General features: G+C 61.5%; 14 protein-coding genes, 1 tRNA gene and 1 pseudogene. All 16 read right to left on the reverse strand.

The window, feature by feature from the left end; all coding sequences use genetic code 11:
* Positions 1-9 precede the first annotated feature (9 nt).
* Positions 10-321 carry a 30S ribosomal protein S10 gene (rpsJ, locus tag DIE16_RS33010; protein WP_004199280.1) on the reverse strand — a complete coding sequence of 104 codons (312 nt, stop codon included), beginning with the start codon at positions 319-321 and terminating at the stop codon, positions 10-12.
* A 285-nt stretch (positions 322-606) separates the two neighbouring features.
* Positions 607-1,797, reverse strand: a complete 1,191-nt coding sequence (gene tuf, locus DIE16_RS33015) for an elongation factor Tu (RefSeq protein WP_006482910.1) — start codon at positions 1,795-1,797, stop codon at positions 607-609.
* Between the two features lie 41 nt (positions 1,798-1,838).
* Complete coding sequence (gene fusA / locus DIE16_RS33020; protein WP_044849034.1) at positions 1,839-3,941, reverse strand: elongation factor G; 2,103 nt, start codon at positions 3,939-3,941, stop codon at positions 1,839-1,841.
* Between the two features lie 123 nt (positions 3,942-4,064).
* Positions 4,065-4,535, reverse strand: coding sequence for a 30S ribosomal protein S7 (gene rpsG / locus DIE16_RS33025; RefSeq protein ID WP_006477195.1), 471 nt, complete (start codon positions 4,533-4,535; stop codon positions 4,065-4,067).
* Positions 4,536-4,707: 172 nt separating this feature from the next.
* Positions 4,708-5,088: a 30S ribosomal protein S12 gene (rpsL, locus tag DIE16_RS33030; protein WP_006400662.1), complete on the reverse strand. Its 381-nt coding sequence runs from the start codon at positions 5,086-5,088 to the stop codon at positions 4,708-4,710.
* A 227-nt stretch (positions 5,089-5,315) separates the two neighbouring features.
* Positions 5,316-7,163 (reverse strand): DNA helicase RecQ, encoded by a 1,848-nt coding sequence (recQ, locus tag DIE16_RS33040; protein WP_044849035.1) that lies wholly within the window; start codon positions 7,161-7,163, stop codon positions 5,316-5,318.
* Between the two features lie 241 nt (positions 7,164-7,404).
* Positions 7,405-11,646 (reverse strand): DNA-directed RNA polymerase subunit beta', encoded by a 4,242-nt coding sequence (gene rpoC / locus DIE16_RS33045; RefSeq protein ID WP_044849036.1) that lies wholly within the window; start codon positions 11,644-11,646, stop codon positions 7,405-7,407.
* A gap of 21 nt (positions 11,647-11,667) precedes the next feature.
* Positions 11,668-15,774 carry a DNA-directed RNA polymerase subunit beta gene (gene rpoB / locus DIE16_RS33050; protein WP_044849037.1) on the reverse strand — a complete coding sequence of 1,369 codons (4,107 nt, stop codon included), beginning with the start codon at positions 15,772-15,774 and terminating at the stop codon, positions 11,668-11,670.
* A 376-nt stretch (positions 15,775-16,150) separates the two neighbouring features.
* The gene (gene rplL, locus DIE16_RS33055) at positions 16,151-16,525 is read right to left on the reverse strand and encodes a 50S ribosomal protein L7/L12 (protein WP_021161757.1); all 375 of its coding nucleotides are present in this window, start codon (positions 16,523-16,525) and stop codon (positions 16,151-16,153) included.
* A 63-nt stretch (positions 16,526-16,588) separates the two neighbouring features.
* Positions 16,589-17,086 (reverse strand): 50S ribosomal protein L10, encoded by a 498-nt coding sequence (gene rplJ, locus DIE16_RS33060; protein ID WP_021161756.1) that lies wholly within the window; start codon positions 17,084-17,086, stop codon positions 16,589-16,591.
* 308 nt (positions 17,087-17,394) lie between these two features.
* A complete protein-coding gene (rplA, locus tag DIE16_RS33065) occupies positions 17,395-18,090 on the reverse strand; it encodes a 50S ribosomal protein L1 (protein ID WP_044849038.1) in 696 nt (231 codons plus the stop codon).
* Positions 18,091-18,522: a 50S ribosomal protein L11 gene (gene rplK / locus DIE16_RS33070; protein WP_006400671.1), complete on the reverse strand. Its 432-nt coding sequence runs from the start codon at positions 18,520-18,522 to the stop codon at positions 18,091-18,093.
* Between the two features lie 140 nt (positions 18,523-18,662).
* Positions 18,663-19,220 carry a transcription termination/antitermination protein NusG gene (gene nusG, locus DIE16_RS33075; RefSeq protein WP_006400672.1) on the reverse strand — a complete coding sequence of 186 codons (558 nt, stop codon included), beginning with the start codon at positions 19,218-19,220 and terminating at the stop codon, positions 18,663-18,665.
* 1 nt (position 19,221) lies between these two features.
* On the reverse strand, positions 19,222-19,602 hold the full coding sequence (secE, locus tag DIE16_RS33080) for a preprotein translocase subunit SecE (RefSeq protein WP_006482892.1): 381 nt from the start codon (positions 19,600-19,602) through the stop codon (positions 19,222-19,224).
* 42 nt (positions 19,603-19,644) lie between these two features.
* Positions 19,645-19,720, reverse strand: a tRNA-Trp gene (locus DIE16_RS33085).
* 59 nt (positions 19,721-19,779) lie between these two features.
* Positions 19,780-20,949 (reverse strand): annotated as a pseudogene (tuf, locus tag DIE16_RS33090) (elongation factor Tu); the annotation flags it as partial.
* Positions 20,950-20,961: the final 12 nt, after the last annotated feature.

The raw sequence follows: 20,961 nt of genomic DNA on the forward strand, positions 1-20,961 counted from the left end.
CCGAAAGCCTTACTGCAGCTTGATTTCCACGTCGACGCCAGCCGGCAGGTCGAGCTTCATCAGCGCGTCAACCGTCTTGTCGGTCGGATCGACGATGTCCATCAGGCGCTGGTGGGTACGGATTTCGAGCTGATCGCGCGACGTCTTGTTGACGTGCGGCGAACGCAGGATGTCAAAACGCTGGATGCGCGTCGGCAGCGGCACCGGGCCACGGACGATTGCGCCAGTCCGCTTCGCGGTATCGACGATCTCGGCAGCCGATTGATCGATCAGACGATAGTCGAAAGCCTTCAGGCGAATGCGGATTTTCTGTTGCTGCATGACGATTCCTTGAAAAGAGCGAGGCGATGTTGCATCGCCGGACACTAAAAGAACGCGAAACCTGTTGCCTGCGGGGAGCGAGGCGCCCGGTCCCGAACGGTACTTCCACTGCTAAGCCCGCGATTCTACACGAAAAATCGAAGCGGTGGTGTGCGTTTGTCAATATGGCAACGCGCACGCCACAAAGAAAAACCGGGTGCCAGATCGAACTGGACACCCGGTTTCGACGGTACGACTGCCTACCGTGGAATCGCGGACCCCGGAGGGATCCGCGGATCGTCGATATTACTCGATGATCTTGGCGACGACGCCGGCGCCGACGGTACGGCCGCCTTCGCGGATTGCGAAGCGCAGACCTTCTTCCATCGCGATCGGAGCGATCAGCTTCACCGTGATCGACACGTTGTCGCCCGGCATCACCATTTCCTTGTCCTTCGGCAGCTCGATCGAGCCCGTCACGTCCGTCGTACGGAAGTAGAACTGCGGACGGTAGTTGTTGAAGAACGGCGTGTGACGGCCGCCTTCGTCCTTGCTCAGCACGTACACTTCAGCCGTGAAGTGCGTGTGCGGCGTGATCGAACCCGGCTTCGCCAGAACCTGGCCACGCTCCACGTCTTCACGCTTCGTGCCGCGCAGCAGGATACCGACGTTGTCGCCTGCCTGACCTTGGTCCAGCAGCTTGCGGAACATTTCAACGCCCGTGCAGGTCGTCTTCACCGTCGGCTTGATACCGACGATTTCGATTTCTTCGCCGACCTTCACGATGCCGCGCTCGACACGACCCGTCACCACCGTACCACGGCCCGAGATCGAGAACACGTCTTCCACCGGCATCAGGAACGCGCCGTCAACTGCACGCTCCGGCGTCGGGATGTACGTGTCCAGCGCGTCGGCCAGGCTCATGATCGCCACTTCGCCCAGCTCGCCCGTGTCGCCTTCCAGCGCCAGCTTGGCCGAACCCTTCACGATCGGCGTGTCGTCGCCCGGGAAGTCGTACTTCGACAGGAGTTCGCGAACTTCCATCTCGACCAGCTCGAGCAGTTCAGCGTCGTCCACCATGTCGCACTTGTTCAGGAACACGATGATGTACGGAACGCCAACCTGACGTGCCAGCAGGATGTGCTCACGCGTCTGCGGCATCGGGCCGTCTGCTGCCGAGCAAACCAGGATCGCGCCGTCCATCTGTGCCGCGCCCGTGATCATGTTCTTCACATAGTCAGCGTGGCCCGGGCAGTCGACGTGTGCGTAGTGGCGGTTAGCCGTTTCGTACTCGACGTGTGCCGTGTTGATCGTGATGCCGCGCGCCTTTTCTTCCGGTGCCGCGTCGATCTGGTCGTAAGCCTTCGCTTCGCCGCCGAACTTCTTCGTCAGCACCGTCGTGATCGCTGCCGTCAGCGTCGTCTTGCCGTGGTCAACGTGACCAATCGTACCAACGTTGACGTGCGGCTTGGTCCGCTCAAACTTTTCTTTTGCCATGATTCTCTTCTTTCAAAAAATATCGGTTGGTAGCTGCAGATTTACTTCGACTTCGCGCTGATGATCGCTTCAGCAACGTTGCGCGGAGCTTCAGCGTAGTGCTTGAACTCCATCGTGTACGTTGCACGACCTTGCGTCAGCGAACGCAGCGACGTCGAGTAACCGAACATTTCCGACAGCGGCACTTCGGCGCGAACGATCTTGCCGCCGCCAACCATGTCTTCCATGCCCTGGACGATGCCGCGACGGCCCGACAGGTCGCCCATCACGTTGCCCATGTAGTCTTCCGGCGTCTCGACTTCGACAGCCATCATCGGCTCGAGGACGACCGGGTTCGCCTTGCGCATCGCTTCCTTGAACGCCATCGAACCGGCCATGCGGAACGCGTTTTCGTTCGAGTCAACGTCGTGGTACGAACCGAACGTCAGGTGAACCTTGACGTCGACGACCGGGAAGCCAGCCAGCACGCCCGACTTCAGCGTGTCCTGGATACCCTTGTCGACCGCCGGGATGTATTCACGCGGAATCACACCACCCTTGATCTCGTCGAAGAACTCGTAGCCCTTGCCTTGTTCGTTCGGCTCGAGCGTGATGACCGCGTGACCGTACTGGCCGCGACCACCCGACTGCTTGACGAACTTGCCGTCGACATCCTTCGCCGTCGAACGGATCGTTTCGCGGTATGCAACCTGCGGCTTGCCGACGGTCGCTTCCACGCCGAATTCACGCTTCATCCGGTCGACCAGAATTTCGAGGTGGAGCTCGCCCATGCCCGAAATGATGGTCTGGCCCGACTCTTCGTCGGTCTGCACGCGGAACGACGGATCTTCCTGCGCCAGACGGTTCAGCGCGAGGCCCATCTTTTCCTGGTCAGCCTTGGTCTTCGGCTCGACAGCCTGCGAAATCACCGGCTCCGGGAACACCATGCGTTCGAGAACGATCGGGTTCGCCGGGTCGCACAGCGTGTCGCCCGTGGTCGCTTCCTTCAGGCCGACCGCAGCAGCGATGTCGCCCGCACGGACTTCCTTGATTTCTTCACGCTGGTTCGCGTGCATCTGCAGAATCCGGCCGAGGCGTTCCTTCTTGCCCTTGGTCGAGTTCAGCAGCGTGTCGCCCGAATTGACGACGCCCGAGTACACACGGAAGAAGATCAGCTGGCCGACGAACGGGTCGGTCATGATCTTGAACGCGAGCGACGAGAACTTCTCTTCGTCCGACGCCTTGCGCTCTGCTTCTTCACCGTTTTCGAGCTCGCCCTTGACCGGCGGGATGTCGACCGGCGACGGCAGGAAGTCGATCACGGCGTCGAGCATACGCTGCACGCCCTTGTTCTTGAACGCGGTACCGCACAGCATCGGCTGGATTTCGCACGCGATCGTACGGTCGCGCAGCGCCTTGACGATGTCGGCTTCCGGCAGATCGCCTTCTTCCAGGTACTTGTTCATCAGGTCTTCGCTGGCTTCAGCAGCCACTTCGACCATCTTTTCGCGCCATTCCTTGCAGGTCTCGGCGAGCTCGGCCGGGATGTCGACGTAGTCGAACTTCGTGCCTTGCGACGCTTCGTCCCAAATGATCGCCTTCATCTTGATCAGGTCGACCACGCCCTTGAAGTTTTCTTCCGAGCCGATCGGCACCACGACCGGAACCGGGTTCGCCTTCAGGCGCAGACGGAGCTGGTCGTAGACCTTGAAGAAGTTCGCGCCGGTACGGTCCATCTTGTTGACGAACGCGAGACGGGGCACCTTGTACTTGTTAGCCTGGCGCCACACCGTTTCCGACTGCGGCTGCACGCCGCCCACTGCGCAGTACACCATGCACGCGCCGTCGAGCACGCGCATCGAACGCTCCACTTCGATCGTGAAGTCGACGTGGCCCGGGGTGTCGATGATGTTGATGCGGTGTTCCGGATAGTTGCCGCCCATGCCCTTCCAGAAGGCCGTGGTAGCAGCGGACGTGATCGTGATGCCACGCTCTTGTTCCTGCTCCATCCAGTCCATCGTTGCTGCGCCGTCGTGGACTTCACCGATCTTGTGGTTCACACCGGTGTAAAACAGAATGCGCTCGGTCGTCGTCGTTTTGCCGGCGTCGATGTGAGCGCTAATACCGATATTGCGGTAGCGCTCGATAGGAGTCTTGCGAGCCACTTTGATCCTCTACTGGGATGACATGATGCAGCTCAGCTGCATCATGCTTCAACACAAACGGGCGAGGCGCCTGAAAAGCGCACCCGCCCGGAATTTATTTCCGCAAACAGCCCAGCCAGGCGCTTAGAAACGGAAATGCGAGAACGCGCGGTTGGCTTCTGCCATGCGGTGAACTTCATCGCGCTTCTTCATCGCGCCGCCACGGCCTTCGGCCGCTTCGGAGAGTTCACCTGCCAGGCGCAGAGCCATCGACTTCTCGCTGCGCTTCTTCGCAGCCTCACGCAGCCAGCGCATCGCCAATGCCATACGACGCGACGGGCGCACTTCGACCGGAACTTGATAGTTGGCACCACCAACGCGGCGGCTCTTCACTTCGACCACCGGCTTCACGTTGTTGAGCGCAACCGTGAACACTTCCAGCGGGTCCTTGCCACCCTTGGTCTGGATTTGTTCGAATGCGCCATAAACGATGCGCTCTGCAACCGACTTCTTGCCGGACAGCATCAGCATGTTCATGAACTTGGCAACATCAACGTTGCCGAACTTCGGATCCGGCAACACTTCCCGCTTGGGGACTTCGCGACGACGCGGCATGATTCTTCCTTTACTTGTTCAGTTGGAGCTGGTTCCAGCTCCGCGGCCACCAACAAACCCGATCACATCTTCACGACTAACCAGCTTGGCCGGGTGACCACTTACTCGACAGCACCGGCAATCCGGCACTCCCGCCTTGACCGCCCTGCGGCGATCCCTGATCAAAAACTGCTTACTTGGCAGCCTTTGCACGCTTCGCGCCGTACTTCGAGCGCGCTTGCTTACGGTCCTTGACGCCCTGGGTATCCAGCGAGCCGCGAACCATGTGGTAACGCACACCCGGCAAGTCCTTCACACGGCCGCCGCGGATCAGCACAACCGAGTGTTCCTGCAGGTTGTGGCCTTCACCGCCGATGTACGAAATCACTTCGAAGCCGTTCGTCAGACGAACCTTGGCGACCTTACGGAGTGCCGAGTTCGGCTTCTTCGGCGTCGTCGTGTACACACGGGTGCACACGCCGCGACGCTGGGGGCAGTCCTGCAGGGCCGGGCTCTTGCTCTTCGTCGTTTCCGACTGACGGCCTTTGCGAACCAGTTGGTTGATGGTTGGCATTGTTTATTCCTGAAATTGAACAAAATCTGCACATCGATTTCGGGCAAAGCGAGAATCGACGCACAGTTGACTTCCGAACCGGCGAATCGGGTGCGAGCTTTCGAACGCGACACGGCCCACCGAATACCGGAACCCAGCATGATATTCCGGAAATACCAACTAAGTCAACGGCTTGCGTGATTTGCCAGCCGCGCGGGCGGTTTACCGGAAGGGTCGGAACACCTGTGTCACGCCGATTCGACGACGTCGATGATCTCGTCGCCGAAGCGTTCGAGCTTGCGCACGCCCATGCCGGGGATATGGCGCAGGTCGTCGATCGTCTCCGGCGCGTTGCGCGCGATTTCGGCCAGCGTCGCATCGTGGAAGATCACGTAGGCCGGCACGCCGTCGGACTTCGCGGTTTCCGCGCGCCACGCGCGCAGCGCGTCCCAGCGTGCGCGCTCGCGCGTGCCCATGCCGGCCGTCGGGTCGACGCGCGTGCCGCTGCGGCTCGACGACTGGCGCGTGCGCTGCGGCTTCACGTAGCGGCGCAGCGTGACCTTCTCCTCGTTCTTCAGCACCGGCTTCGCAGCCTCGGTCAGCATCAGCGCGCCGAAGCCGCCATGGTCGACCGCGAGATAGCCGTACGCGACGAGTTGCCGGAAAATCGCGCGCCACTCGGGTTCGGACAGCGATGCGCCGATCCCGAACGTGCTGAGCTGATCGTGGCCGCGCTGCAACACTTTCTCCGTGCGGCCGCCGCGCAGGATCTCGATCAGATGGCTCGAGCCGAAATTGAAGCCGCTCGCGCGCTGCGCGCGGAATACGCATGACAGCGCCATCTGCGCCTCGCGCGTCGCGTCCCATGAATCGGGCGGTTCGAGGCACGTGTCGCAGTTGCCGCACGGCTGGCTCGCCTCGCCGAAGTAGTTCAGGAGCCGCACGCGCCGGCACGAGATCGTCTCGCACAACCCGAGCAACGCGTCGAGCTTCGACGTCTGCACGCGCTTGTGCGCGTCGTCCGCATCGGACTCGTCGATCATCTTGCGCTGCTGGACGACGTCGCCGAGCCCGTACGCCATCCACGCGTTCGCCGGCATCCCGTCGCGGCCCGCACGGCCGGTTTCCTGGTAGTAGCCCTCGACGCTCTTCGGCAAATCGAGGTGCGCGACAAAGCGCACATCCGGCTTGTCGATGCCCATGCCGAACGCGATCGTCGCGCACATCACGATGCCTTCCTCGCGCTGGAACATTTCCTGGTGCTTCTGCCGTACCTCGAACTCCATCCCCGCGTGATACGGCAGCGCGCGCACACCCTGAGCCTTCAGCCATTCGGCCGTTTCCTCGACCTTGCGGCGCGACAGGCAGTAGACGACGCCCGCGTCGGTCGTGCCGTCCGCGTTCGTGTGTTCCGCGCGGATGAAGTCGAGCAGCTGCGAACGCGCGTTGTCCTTCTCGACGATACGGTAACGGATGTTCGGACGATCGAAGCTCGACACGAACACGCGCGCGTCGTCGAGCGCGAGGCGATGGATGATCTCGTCGCGCGTGATCGCGTCGGCAGTGGCGGTCAGCGCGATGCGCGGCACCGACGGGAAGCGTTCGTGCAGCACCGACAGCTGGATGTATTCGGGACGGAAGTCATGCCCCCACTGCGACACGCAGTGCGCCTCGTCGATCGCGAACAGGCCGATCTTCGCGCGCTCGAGCAGGTCGAGGAAGCGACCCGTCATCAGCCGCTCGGGCGCGACGTACAGCAGGTCGATCTCGCCCTCGCGCAACGCGCGCTCGGTCGCCGCGGCCTCGGCGCCCGACAGTGTCGAGTTCAGGTAGGCCGCGCGCACGCCGACTTCGCTCAGCGCGGCGACCTGGTCCTGCATCAGCGCGATCAGCGGCGACACCACGATGCCCGCGCCCTGCCCGGCCTCGCGGCGCAGCAGCGCCGGGATCTGGTAGCACAGCGACTTGCCGCCGCCCGTCGGCATCAGCACGAGGCAATCGCCGCCGCCGGCGACGTGTTCGACGATCTCGCCCTGCTGGCCGCGAAAGGCGGAATAACCAAAAACTTCGTCGAGGATTTCGAGGGCGCGGGACATGAGTGAGAACGAGGACGGCGGAAGGATGACCGCAATTTTAACAACCCGCTCGCGCAGCGCGCGGCGAATCGTGCAACGTTGGCCGATCGGACAGGGTTCGAGCGCGCGCATGACGGGCCTGCGCGACCGTGCGGCAAGCCCGTCATGCACGTGAACGACGGATAAAAAAAACCGCCCGGCGGACCGGGCGGTTTCGATGACAGCGAATACGGCAGCGTGAGGCGGCTCGCGCCGCCCGCGCTTATTCGGCTGCCGGGTGTTGCGGCTCTTCCGCCGGCGCGCTCGGCGTACCGAAGTCGAATGCCTCTTCCGCTGCGATCTGGTCGAAACGCTCGCGGTCGGACATCTCCTTCGCCTTGCGTGCCTTGTGGAACGCGAGACCCGTACCGGCCGGGATCAGACGGCCGACGATCACGTTTTCCTTCAGGCCGCGCAGATCGTCGCGCTTGCCCATGATCGCCGCTTCGGTCAGCACGCGGGTCGTTTCCTGGAACGATGCCGCGGAGATGAACGAGTCGGTCGACAGCGACGCCTTCGTGATACCGAGGAGCACGTTGTCGTACGAAGCCGGGCGCTTGCCCTCGGCGATCATGCGATCGTTCTCGTCCAGCATGTCGGAACGCTCGACCTGTTCGCCCGGGATGAAGCGCGTATCGCCGTTGTCGGTGATCTGCACACGACGCAGCATCTGGCGAACGATCACCTCGATGTGCTTGTCGTTGATCTTCACGCCCTGCAGACGATACACGTCCTGCACTTCGTCGACGATGTAGCGCGACAGCGCCTCGATACCCTGCAGACGCAGGATGTCGTGCGGATCGGCCGGGCCGTCCACGATCATTTCGCCCTTGTTGACGACCTGAGCATCGTGGACCAGGACCTGCTTTTCCTTCGCGATCAGGAACTCGTGCTGATTGCCTTCGAGGTCCGTGATGACGAGACGCTGCTTGCCCTTCGTGTCCTTGCCGAACGACGTCGTACCGGTGACTTCCGCGAGAATGCCGGCGTCCTTCGGCGAACGCGCTTCGAACAGTTCCGCCACCCGCGGCAGACCGCCGGTAATGTCACGCGTCTTCTGCGCTTCGGTCGGGATACGTGCAAGCACTTCACCCACCTGCACTTGCTGGCCGTCCTTCACGGTGATCAGTGCGCCGACCTGGAAGCCGATCTGCACTGCGTGCTCCGTGCCCGGGATCTTCACTTCGTCGCCGTTCGCGTCGAGCAGTTTCACCTGCGGACGCACGCTCTTCGAAGCTTGCGAACCACGACGCTTCACGTCGATCACGACCAGCGTCGACAGGCCGGTCACGTCGTCGATCTGCTTCGCGACGGTCACGCCTTCCTCGACGTTCTCGAACTTCACCGTACCACCGTACTCGGTGATGATCGGACGCGTCATCGGGTCCCACGTCGCCAGCTGCGTGCCGGCCTTGATCGTCGCGCCGTCGAGTTGCAGCAGCGTCGCGCCGTACGGCACTTTGTGACGCTCGCGCTCGCGACCGAAATCGTCGGTGATCAGCGCCTCGCCCGAACGCGAAATGACGATCTGCTCGCCCTTCGCGTTGGTGACGTAACGCATCGTCGCCGTGAAACGCACGATACCGTTGCTCTTCGCTTCGACCGACGACGCCACTGCCGCACGCGATGCCGCACCACCGATGTGGAACGTACGCATCGTCAGCTGCGTGCCCGGCTCACCGATCGACTGTGCCGCGATCACGCCGACTGCTTCGCCGACGTTCACGAGCGAGCCGCGGCCGAGGTCACGGCCGTAGCAGGCCGCGCACAGACCGTAACGCGTTTCGCAGGTCAGCGGCGTGCGCACGCGCACTTCGTCGATGCCGAGGCGTTCGATTTCCTCGACCGCCGTTTCGTCGAGCAGCGTGCCCGATTCGTACAGCGTTTCCTGCGTTTCCGGGTTCACGACGTCCGCGACCGCGACGCGGCCGAGGATACGGTCGCGCAGCGCTTCGACGACTTCACCGCCTTCGACCAGCGCCTTCATCGCGACGCCGTTCGACGTGCCGCAATCGTCCTCGACCACCACCAGATCCTGCGTGACGTCGACGAGACGACGCGTCAGGTAACCCGAGTTCGCGGTCTTCAGTGCCGTATCAGCCAGACCCTTACGTGCGCCGTGGGTCGAGATGAAGTACTGCAACACGTTCAGGCCTTCGCGGAAGTTCGCGGTAATCGGCGTCTCGATAATCGAGCCGTCCGGCTTCGCCATCAGGCCTCGCATACCGGCCAGCTGACGAATCTGCACCGCCGAACCCCGGGCGCCCGAGTCGGCCATCATGTAGATCGAGTTGAACGACTCCTGGCGCGTCTCGTTGCCGTCGCGGTCCGTCACCGGCTCCGTCGACAGCTGCTCCATCATCGCCTTGCCGACCGCTTCCGACGTTGCCGACCAGATGTCGACCACGTTGTTGTAGCGTTCCTGCGCGGTGACGAGACCCGACATGTACTGGCGGTCGTACTCCTTCACCTTCTTCGCAGCGTCGCCGACGATCGTTTCCTTCTGCGGCGGCACGAGCATGTCGTCCACGCAGATCGAAATGCCGGCACGCGTCGCGAGGCGGAAACCCGACTGCATCAGCTGGTCGGCGAACACGACCGTCGCACGCAGACCGCACTTGCGGAATGCGGTGTTGATCAGGCGCGAGATTTCCTTCTTCTTCAGCGGCTTGTTCAGCACCGAGAACGGCAGGCCGTGCGGCAGGATCTCCGACAGGATCGCGCGACCGACGGTCGTCGCGTACAGCGAGATCTTCGGCACGAATTCCGGCGCGCCTTCCGACGTGTCCTCGTTGCGAACCATTTCGGTGATCCGCACGTTGACGCGCGAGGCCAGCTCGACTTCCTTGTTCTCGTACGCGCGGATCACTTCCGACACGCCGGTGAACGACAGGCCTTCGCCCTTGCCGTTGATCGCTTCGCGGGTCGCGTAGTACAGACCCAGCACGATATCCTGCGACGGCACGATCGACGGATCGCCGTTGGCCGGGAACAGCACGTTGTTCGACGCCAGCATCAGCGTACGCGCTTCCATCTGCGCTTCGAGCGACAGCGGCACGTGAACGGCCATCTGGTCACCGTCGAAGTCGGCGTTGAACGCCGCGCAGACGAGCGGGTGCAGCTGAATCGCCTTGCCTTCGATCAGCACCGGCTCGAACGCCTGGATACCGAGACGGTGCAGCGTCGGCGCACGGTTCAGCATCACCGGGTGCTCGCGGATCACCTCTTCGAGGATGTCCCACACCACCGGCGTCTGGTTCTCGACTTCCTTCTTCGCAGCCTTGATGGTCGTCGCGACGCCCATCACTTCCAGCTTGTTGAAGATGAACGGCTTGAACAGCTCGAGCGCCATCAGCTTCGGCAGACCGCACTGGTGCAGCTTCAGCGTCGGGCCGACCACGATGACCGAACGGCCCGAGTAGTCGACGCGCTTGCCCAGCAGGTTCTGACGGAAACGACCGCCCTTGCCCTTGATCATGTCGGCGAGCGACTTCAGCGGACGCTTGTTCGCGCCCGTCATCGCCTTGCCGCGACGACCGTTGTCGAGCAGCGAGTCGACGGCTTCCTGCAGCATCCGCTTTTCGTTGCGGACGATGATTTCAGGTGCCTTCAGCTCGAGCAGACGCTTCAACCGGTTGTTACGGTTGATCACGCGGCGATACAGGTCGTTCAGGTCCGACGTCGCGAATCGGCCGCCGTCCAGCGGCACGAGCGGACGCAGTTCCGGCGGCAGCACCGGCAGCACTTCGAGGATCATCCACTCGGGCTTGATGCCCGAGCGCTGGAATGCCTCGAGGACCTTCAGGCGCTTCGCGTACTTCTTGATCTTCGCTTCCGAGCCGGTGTTCTTCAGCTCGGTGCGCAGCGTCTCGACCTGCTCGTCGATGTTGATCGCACGCAGCAGTTCACGCACGCCTTCCGCGCCCATCTCGGCACGGAATTCGTCGCCGTATTCCTCGACCTTGTTGTAGTAATCCTCTTCGGTCATGATCTGCCGCGCCTTCAGCGGCGTCATGCCCGGTTCGATCACCACGTATGCTTCGAAGTACAGCACGCGTTCGATGTCGCGCAGCGTCATGTCGAGCACCATGCCCAGACGCGACGGCAGCGACTTCAGGAACCAGATGTGCGCGACCGGCGAGGCCAGCTCGATGTGGCCCATCCGTTCGCGACGCACCTTCGCCAGCGTCACTTCGACGCCGCACTTCTCGCAGATCACGCCGCGGTGCTTCAGGCGCTTGTACTTGCCGCACAGGCACTCGTAGTCCTTGATCGGCCCGAAGATCTTCGCGCAGAACAGACCATCGCGTTCCGGCTTGAACGTACGGTAGTTGATGGTCTCCGGCTTCTTCACTTCGCCGAACGACCACGAACGGATCTTGTCCGGCGAGGCCAGACCGATCTTGATCGCGTCGAAAACTTCTTCCTGTTGGACTTGCTTGAATAGATCGAGCAGAGCTTTCATTGCCTTCTCTCCGTAGTCCGATTAATTGCGGTCGAGATCGATGTCGATACCGAGCGAGCGGATTTCCTTCACGAGCACGTTGAAGGATTCCGGCATGCCTGCATCGATCACGTGATCGCCCTTGACGAGGTTCTCGTAAACCTTCGTCCGGCCGGTCACGTCGTCCGACTTCACCGTCAGCATTTCCTGCAGCACGTAGGACGCGCCGTACGCTTCGAGTGCCCACACTTCCATTTCACCGAAACGCTGGCCACCGAACTGCGCCTTACCACCCAGCGGCTGCTGCGTGACGAGCGAGTACGGGCCGGTCGAACGTGCGTGCATCTTGTCGTCGACCAAGTGGTGCAGCTTCAGGTAGTGCATGTAGCCGAGCGTCACGCGACGTTCGAACATTTCACCCGTGCGGCCGTCGTACAGGCGGACCTGGTTCTTCGACGGGTTCATGCCGAGCTGTTCCGCGATGTCGTCCGGGAACGCGAGGTCGAGCATCTTGCCCATTTCTTCCTCGGTCGCACCGTCGAACACCGGCGTTGCAAACGGCACGCCTTCGCGCAGGTTCTTCGCGAGTTCGAGGATCTCGTCGTCGGTGAAGCTTTCCAGGTCTTCCTGGCGGCCCGACTCGTTGTAGATCTTCGTCAGGAACACGCGCAGTTCCTCGATCTTCGCCTGACGCTGCAGCATTTCGCCGATACGCCAGCCGAGGCCCTTCGCGGCCCAGCCGAGGTGCACTTCCAGAACCTGACCCACGTTCATCCGCGACGGAACGCCCAGCGGGTTCAGCACGACGTCTGCCGGACGGCCGTCGGCCATGTACGGCATGTCTTCGATCGGGACGATCTTCGACACGACACCCTTGTTACCGTGACGGCCCGCCATCTTGTCGCCAGGCTGCAGGCGACGCTTGACCGCGAGGTACACCTTGACCATCTTCAGCACGCCCGGCGGCAGTTCGTCGCCTTGCGTGAGCTTCTTGCGCTTCTCTTCGAACGCGAGGTCGAACTGGTGACGCTTCTCTTCGATCGAGTTCTTGATCGCTTCGAGCGATGCCGCTGCTTCGTCGTCCGCGAGGCGGATGTCGAACCAGTGGTAGTGGTCGAGGTCTTCCAGGTAAGCCTGGTCGATCTTCGTGCCCTTCGCGAGCTTCTTCGGACCGCCGTTCGCGACCTTGCCCACCAGCATGCGTGCGAGACGCTGGAACGCGTCGCCTTCCACGATGCGCAGCTGGTCGTTCAGGTCGAGACGGTAGCGCTTCAGTTCGTCGTCGATGATCTGTTGGGCGCGCTTGTCGCGCTGGATGCCTTCACGCGTGAACACCTGGACGTCGATCACGGTGCCGCTCATGCCCGACGGCACGCGCAGCGACGTGTCCTTCACGTCCGAAGCCTTCTCGCCGAAGATCGCGCGCAGCAGCTTCTCTTCCGGCGTCAGCTGGGTCTCGCCCTTCGGCGTGACCTTGCCGACCAGCACGTCGCCGGCTTCGACTTCAGCACCGATGTACACGATGCCCGATTCGTCGAGACGGCCGAGCTGGACTTCCGCCAGGTTCGAGATGTCGCGCGTGATTTCTTCCGGCCCGAGCTTCGTGTCGCGTGCAACGACGTTCAGCTCTTCGATGTGGATCGACGTGTAGCGATCGTCCGCAACGACCTTCTCCGAGATCAGGATCGAGTCTTCGAAGTTGTAGCCGTTCCACGGCATGAACGCGATCAGCATGTTCTGGCCGAGCGCGAGCTCGCCCAGGTCCGTCGAGGCGCCGTCGGCCAGCACGTCGCCGCGCGAGACCTTGTCGCCCATCTTCACGATCGGACGCTGGTTGATGTTCGTGTTCTGGTTCGAACGCGTGTACTTGATCAGGTTGTAGATGTCGACACCGACTTCACCCGCGACCGCTTCGTCGTCGTTCACGCGAATCACGATACGGCCTGCGTCGACATAGTCGACGACGCCGCCGCGGAACGCCTGGACCGTCGTGCCCGAGTCGACCGCGCAGGTGCGCTCGATGCCCGTACCGACGACCGGCTTTTCCGGACGCAGACACGGCACGGCCTGACGCTGCATGTTCGAACCCATCAGTGCACGGTTCGCATCGTCGTGCTCGAGGAACGGGATCAGCGAAGCTGCAACCGACACGATCTGCGACGGCGCGACGTCCATGTACTGGATACGGTCCGGCGTGACCATCATCGTTTCGCCGGCTTCACGCGACGACACGAGTTCGTCGATCAGCGTGCCGTTTTCGTCGATCGCGGCGTTCGCCTGCGCGATCATGTAGCGGCCTTCCTCGATCGCCGACAGGTAGTCGATCTGGTCGGTCACCTTGCTGTCGACGACCTTGCGGTACGGCGTCTCGAGGAAGCCGTACTCGTTCAGGTGCGCGTACAGTGCGAGCGAGTTGATCAGACCGATGTTCGGACCTTCCGGCGTTTCGATCGGGCACACGCGGCCATAGTGGGTCGGGTGCACGTCGCGGACTTCGAAGCCTGCGCGTTCGCGCGTCAGACCGCCCGGGCCCAGTGCGGAAACACGGCGCTTGTGCGTGATTTCCGACAGCGGGTTGGTCTGGTCCATGAACTGCGACAGCTGCGACGAACCGAAGAACTCGCGGATCGCCGACGAAATCGGCTTCGAGTTGATCAGGTCGTGCGGCATCAGGTTTTCGCTTTCGGCCTGGCCGAGGCGTTCCTTGACCGCGCGCTCGACACGCACGAGACCCGCGCGGAACTGGTTTTCCGCCAGTTCGCCGACGCAACGCACGCGACGGTTGCCGAGGTGGTCGATGTCGTCCACTTCGCCCTTGCCGTTGCGCAGCTCGACGAGGATCTTGATCGTCGCGAGGATGTCGTCGTCCTGCAGCGTCATCGGGCCGACGATCTCGTCACGGCCGACGCGGCGGTTGAACTTCATGCGGCCGACCTTCGACAGGTCGTACGCTTCTTCGCTGTAGAACAGACGGTTGAACAGCGCCTCGACCGCTTCTTCGGTCGGCGGCTCGCCCGGACGCATCATGCGGTAGATCGCGATGCGCGCGGCCGTCTTGTCGGTCGTTTCGTCGACACGCAGCGTCGACGAGATGTACGGACCCTGGTCCAGATCGTTCGTGTAGAGCGTCTGGATGTCCTTGATGTCCGCTTCGCGCAGCTTCTCGAGCACGCTTTCCGTGACTTCGTCGTTCGCGCTCGCGATCACTTCGCCGGTGTCGCCGTCGACAACGTTCTTCGCCAGCACGCGGCCGAGCAGATAGTCTTCCGGCACCGAGATGAACTTGGTCTTCGCGGCTTCGAGATCGCGAATGTGCTTCGCGTTGATCCGCTTGTCCTTCTGGACGATGACCTTGCCATCACGATCCGTGATGTCGAAGCGCGCGACTTCACCACGCAGGCGCTCGGGCACGAACTCGAGTTGCGCGCCTTCGCCCATCAGCGTGAAGTTGTCGAACACGAAGAAGTTCGCGAGGATCTGTTCCGGCGTCAGGCCGATGGCCTTCAGCAGGATCGTGACCGGCATCTTGCGGCGACGGTCGACGCGGAAGTACAGGATGTCCTTCGGATCGAATTCGAAGTCGAGCCACGAGCCGCGGTACGGAATGATCCGTGCCGAGAACAGCAGCTTGCCCGAGCTGTGCGTCTTGCCCTTGTCGTGTTCGAAGAACACGCCCGGCGAACGGTGCAGCTGCGAGACGATGACACGCTCGGTGCCGTTGATGACGAACGAGCCCGTCGGCGTCATGAGCGGAATTTCGCCCATGTACACTTCCTGCTCCTTCACTTCCTTGACGACCGGCTTGTTCGGCGATTCCTTGTCGAGGATGACGAGGCGGACCTTCGCGCGCAGCGCGGAGCAGTACGTCAGGCCACGCTGCTGGCATTCCTTGATGTTGAATGCCGGCGCGGACAACGCATAGCTCACGAACTCGAGGCGCGCGAAGCCGTTGTGCGAAACAATGGGAAATACCGATGTGAAGGCGGCCTGCAAACCTTCAGGCTTGCGTTGCGCGCCAGGCACATCGGCTTGCAGAAACGTGCTGAATGATTCAAGCTGGGTGGCCAGCAAGAACGGAACTTGGTGAACGATGGGGCGCTTCGCGAAACTCTTGCGAATGCGCTTCTTCTCGGTGAAGGAATATTGCATACGATCTCCGAATCACGGCGGGTGCTGTCGAGGCGGGATACCTGGACGTTTCAAACCCGAGTGTTCACCGACTGAGACCCGATGGCCGCCCGATGGCTTGAACGAGCCGAGAAGCTTGGTGGTTGGCCGCTACCAACCGCTGGCTGACGGCAGCGGATGCCTGTGTTGCCCGCTACCCGACCAAACTTGCCTTCTGCAGTCGCTTCAGAAGACAAAGAGAAACGCCAATCGATGCATTGACAACGATTCGGCGGTTTTCTTTGGCTTCTGGGGCCGATTATTCGGGCTCCCAAAAGAGTGCCAGAATAACGTCCCCACAAAGCACAAAAAGGCCGGCGGTGAAAATACCGCCAGCCTTCGCACAGCGCGTCGAAACTTACTTGACTTCGACCTTCGCGCCTGCTTCTTCCAGCTTCTTCTTGGCTTCTTCAGCAGCAGCCTTGTCGACGCCTTCCTTGACAGCCTTCGGTGCGCCGTCAACGACGTCCTTCGCTTCCTTCAGGCCCAGGCCCGTCAGTTCGCGAACTGCCTTGATGACTGCAACCTTGTTGCTGCCTGCTTCAGCCAGAACGACCGTGAATTCGGTCTTTTCTTCTGCAGCAGCAGCAGCGCCGCCGCCTGCCGGGCCAGCGACTGCCACTGCAGCTGCCGACACGCCAAACTTCTCTTCGAACGCCTTGACCAGTTCGTTCAGTTCCAGAACGGTCATCCCTTCGACTGCTGCCAGGATGTCTTCTTTTGCGATTGCCATTTGAAATACTCCTAAATTGAATTCGGATACAGCCAGCGATCAGTAACGCTGATGCACGTTCGCTTACGCAGCTTCCGCTTGCTTCTTCTCGGCGAGCGCGGCCAGGGCACGCGCGAAGCCCGAAACAGGCGATTGCATAACGAACAGCAGCTTCGAGAGCAGTTCTTCACGGCTCGGGATGCTTGCCAGCGCTTGCACGCCAGCCTTGTCCATCACCTTGCCATCGAACGAACCAGCCTTGATGACCAACTTGTCATTGCTCTTGCTGAAGTCGTTGACGACCTTAGCAGCGGCAATTGCATCTTCCGAGATGCCGTAGATCAGCGGACCAGTCATCTGCTCTGCCAGCGGAGCAAACGGGGTACCTTCAACAGCGCGACGCGCCAGCGTGTTCTTCAACACGCGCAGGTAAACCTGTTGCTCACGCGCTTTCGCGCGCAGCTTGGTCAGATCGCCAACCGCAATTCCACGATACTCAGCCAGCACAACGGTCTGGGCCTTCGCGACTTGCGCGGAAACCTCAGCGACGACGGCTTGCTTGTCTTCTCTATTAAGCGGCACGGTTAGCCTCCAGAAACGATACGTTCGGCGCGGCCGGCATGGCCGAAACCTCACGTACCTCGTTCAACAACGGCGTCCGACCTCGTTAGGAGTATTTCCACCTCACGCCGTGAATCGCTTCACGACCTGCGGCTTCACCACTGCAAAACTTTTTCGGGTTCGCCATCTGCGTTGGCTTGAATTAAGGGATCGCCTGCCTGCTGCGTCCCACCAACGGTCTTTGATAACCGGTTGCCCGCCCAACTGCACGAACAACCGCCCAAAGCCCATGTAGACCGCTTCGCGAACGAAGCGGCCCGAATACTTTCTTACGCTGCCAGCGTAGCCTGGTCGACACGCACGCCGACGCCCATCGTGCTCGACAGTGCGATCTTGCGCAGGTAGACGCCCTTGCTCGTTGCCGGCTTCGCCTTCTGCAGCGCTTCGATCAGCGCCGACAGGTTCGAACGCAGTGCAGTCGATTCGAACGATGCACGGCCGATGGTCGCGTGGATGATACCGGCCTTGTCGACACGGAATTGCACCTGACCAGCCTTCGCGTTCTTGACGGCGGTTGCGACGTCCGGCGTGACCGTACCAACCTTCGGGTTCGGCATCAGGCCGCGCGGGCCGAGGATCTGACCGAGCGTACCGACGATACGCATCGTGTCCGGCGAAGCGATCACGATGTCGAAGTCCATCTGGCCAGCCTTGATCTGCTCAGCCAGGTCTTCCATACCGACGATTTCCGCGCCTGCTGCACGAGCCTGCTCGGCCTTCTCGCCTTGCGCGAACACGGCAACGCGAACCGACTTGCCCGTACCTGCCGGCAGAACGACCGAACCACGAACGACCTGGTCCGACTTCTTCGCATCGATGCCGAGCTGGACTGCGACGTCGATCGATTCGTTGAACTTCGCGCTCGCGCATTCTTTCACGAGTGCCAGTGCGTCTTCGATCGCGTACAGCTTCTGACGGTCGACCTTGGCGGCAAATGCCTGACGGCGCTTGGAGATCTTAGCCATTTACACGCCCTCCACAGTGATGCCCATCGAGCGTGCGCTACCAGCGATGGTGCGAACGGCTGCGTCCAGATCAGCTGCCGTAAGGTCCGGCATCTTGGTCTTCGCGATTTCTTCGGCTTGAGCGCGCGTGATCGAACCGACCTTGTCGGTGTGCGGCTTGCTCGAGCCCTTGTCCACCTTCGCCGCCTTCTTGATCAGGACGGTTGCCGGCGGCGTCTTCATCACGAACGTGAAGCTCTTGTCAGCGTATGCCGTGATGACCACCGGCACCGGCAGACCCGGCTCCATGCCTTGAGTCTGCGCGTTGAACGCCTTGCAGAACTCCATGATGTTCAGGCCGCGCTGGCCCAGTGCCGGACCGACCGGCGGCGACGGGTTGGCTTTACCTGCAGGAATCTGCAGCTTGATAAAGCCGACAATCTTCTTTGCCATTTGTAAACCTCGTTGGAACGCCAGACGGCGTTCGGTGAGTGATAACGCGCGTTCGCCGCTGGCTACTGACGCTCCTCAACGGCCATAACGCGGACCGTAAGCGCGAAGGTGGGCAGCCGAGGCTGCCCACCGAATCGGGATCAAACTTTTTCGACCTGGCCGAACTCGAGTTCGACCGGAGTGGATCGGCCAAAGATCGTGACCGACACACGCACGCGCGATTTTTCGTAGTTGACTTCTTCGACCGTGCCGTTGAAGTCCGTGAACGGGCCTTCCTTGACACGCACCATCTCGCCAACTTCGAACAGGGTCTTCGGGCGCGGCTTCTCGACGCCTTCCTGCATCTGCGACATGATCTTTTCGACTTCCTTCGGGGAAATCGGAGTCGGGCGGTTACGCGCACCGCCGACGAAACCCGTGACCTTCGCCGTGTTCTTCACGAGGTGCCACGTTTCGTCCGTCATTTCCATTTCCACCAGCACGTAGCCGGGGAAGAAACGACGCTCGGTTACTGCCTTGTGGCCACCTTTGACTTCGACCACTTCTTCGGTCGGAACCAGGATCTGACCGAATTTATCCTGCATGCCAGCACGTTCGATGCGCTCCTGAAGCGCACGCTGCACGCTCTTCTCCATACCGGAGTAGGCGTGCACGACGTACCAACGCTTTCCGCTCGGGGATGCCGGAGTATCGCTCATATCATTTCCAACCCAGAATCGCCGAGAAAATCACCCATTCGATCGATTTGTCACTCAACCAGAGGAAAATCGCCATCACGAGCACGAAACCGAACACGACGAGTGTGGTTTGCGTTGCTTCCTTGCGGGTGGGCCAAACGACCTTGCGGACTTCCTTGTACGAATCCTTGGCAAACGCGATGAGGCTCTTGCCAGGTGCGGACATCAGGCCGACGGCCACGCCGGCGATGATACCTACCGCCAATGCGGCACCGCGGACATACCACTGCTGGTTGGCCAGCCAGAAGAAGCCCACGAATCCGGCCAAGACCAGCAATACGCCCAGGGCCAGCATCAGCTTATCGCCGGAGGTATTTACAGTTTCGACGGATGGATTCGCCATAACACCTTAAAACAAATGCCACGTGGGACACGTGGCGATTTTTGGCAGGGGCAGAGGGAATCGAACCCCCAACCTTCGGTTTTGGAGACCGACGCTCTGCCAGTTGAGCTATACCCCTAAACCATGCTGGGGCTGGCTGTTGCCAGCCCCAAAACTGTCGATCAACGAATAACTGGCTTACTCGATGATCTTGGCGACGACGCCGGCGCCGACGGTACGGCCGCCTTCGCGGATTGCGAAGCGCAGACCTTCTTCCATCGCGATCGGAGCGATCAGCTTCACCGTGATCGACACGTTGTCGCCCGGCATCACCATTTCCTTGTCCTTCGGCAGCTCGATCGAGCCCGTCACGTCCGTCGTACGGAAGTAGAACTGCGGACGGTAGTTGTTGAAGAACGGCGTGTGACGGCCGCCTTCGTCCTTGCTCAGCACGTACACTTCAGCCGTGAAGTGCGTGTGCGGCGTGATCGAACCCGGCTTCGCCAGAACCTGGCCACGCTCCACGTCTTCACGCTTCGTGCCGCGCAGCAGGATACCGACGTTGTCGCCTGCCTGACCTTGGTCCAGCAGCTTGCGGAACATTTCAACGCCCGTGCAGGTCGTCTTCACCGTCGGCTTGATACCGACGATTTCGATTTCTTCGCCGACCTTCACGATGCCGCGCTCGACACGACCCGTCACCACCGTACCACGGCCCGAGATCGAGAACACGTCTTCCACCGGCATCAGGAACGCGCCGTCAACTGCACGCTCCGGCGTCGGGATGTACGTGTCCAGCGCGTCGGCCAGGCTCATGATCGCCACTTCGCCCAGCTCGCCCGTGTCGCCTTCCAGCGCCAGCTTGGCCGAACCCTTCACGATCGGCGTGTCGTCGCCCGGGAAGTCGTACTTCGACAGGAGTTCGCGAACTTCCATCTCGACCAGCTCGAGCAGTTCAGCGTCGTCCACCATGTCGCACTTGTTCAGGAACACGATGATGTACGGAACGCCAACCTGACGTGCCAGCAGGATGTGCTCACGCGTTTGCGGCATCGGGCCGTCTGCTGCCGAGCAAACCAGGATCGCGCCGTCCATCTGTGCCGCGCCCGTGATCATGTTCTTCACATAGTCAGCGTGGCCCGGGCAGTCGACGTGTGCGTAGTGGCGGTTAGCCGTTTCGTACTCGACGTGTGCCGTGTTGATCGTGATACCGCGCGCCTTTTCTTCCGGTGCCGCGTCGATCTGGTCGTAAGCCTTCGCTTCGCCGCCGAACTTCTTCGTCAGCACCGTCGTGATCGCTGCCGTCAGCGTCGTCTTGCCGTGGTCAACGTGACCAATCGTACCAACGTTGACGTGCGGCTTGGTCCGCTAAAACTTTTC

The organism is Burkholderia sp. Bp9090 (assembly GCF_003857985.1).
In the GTDB taxonomy this organism is placed as follows: Bacteria; Pseudomonadota; Gammaproteobacteria; order Burkholderiales; family Burkholderiaceae; genus Burkholderia.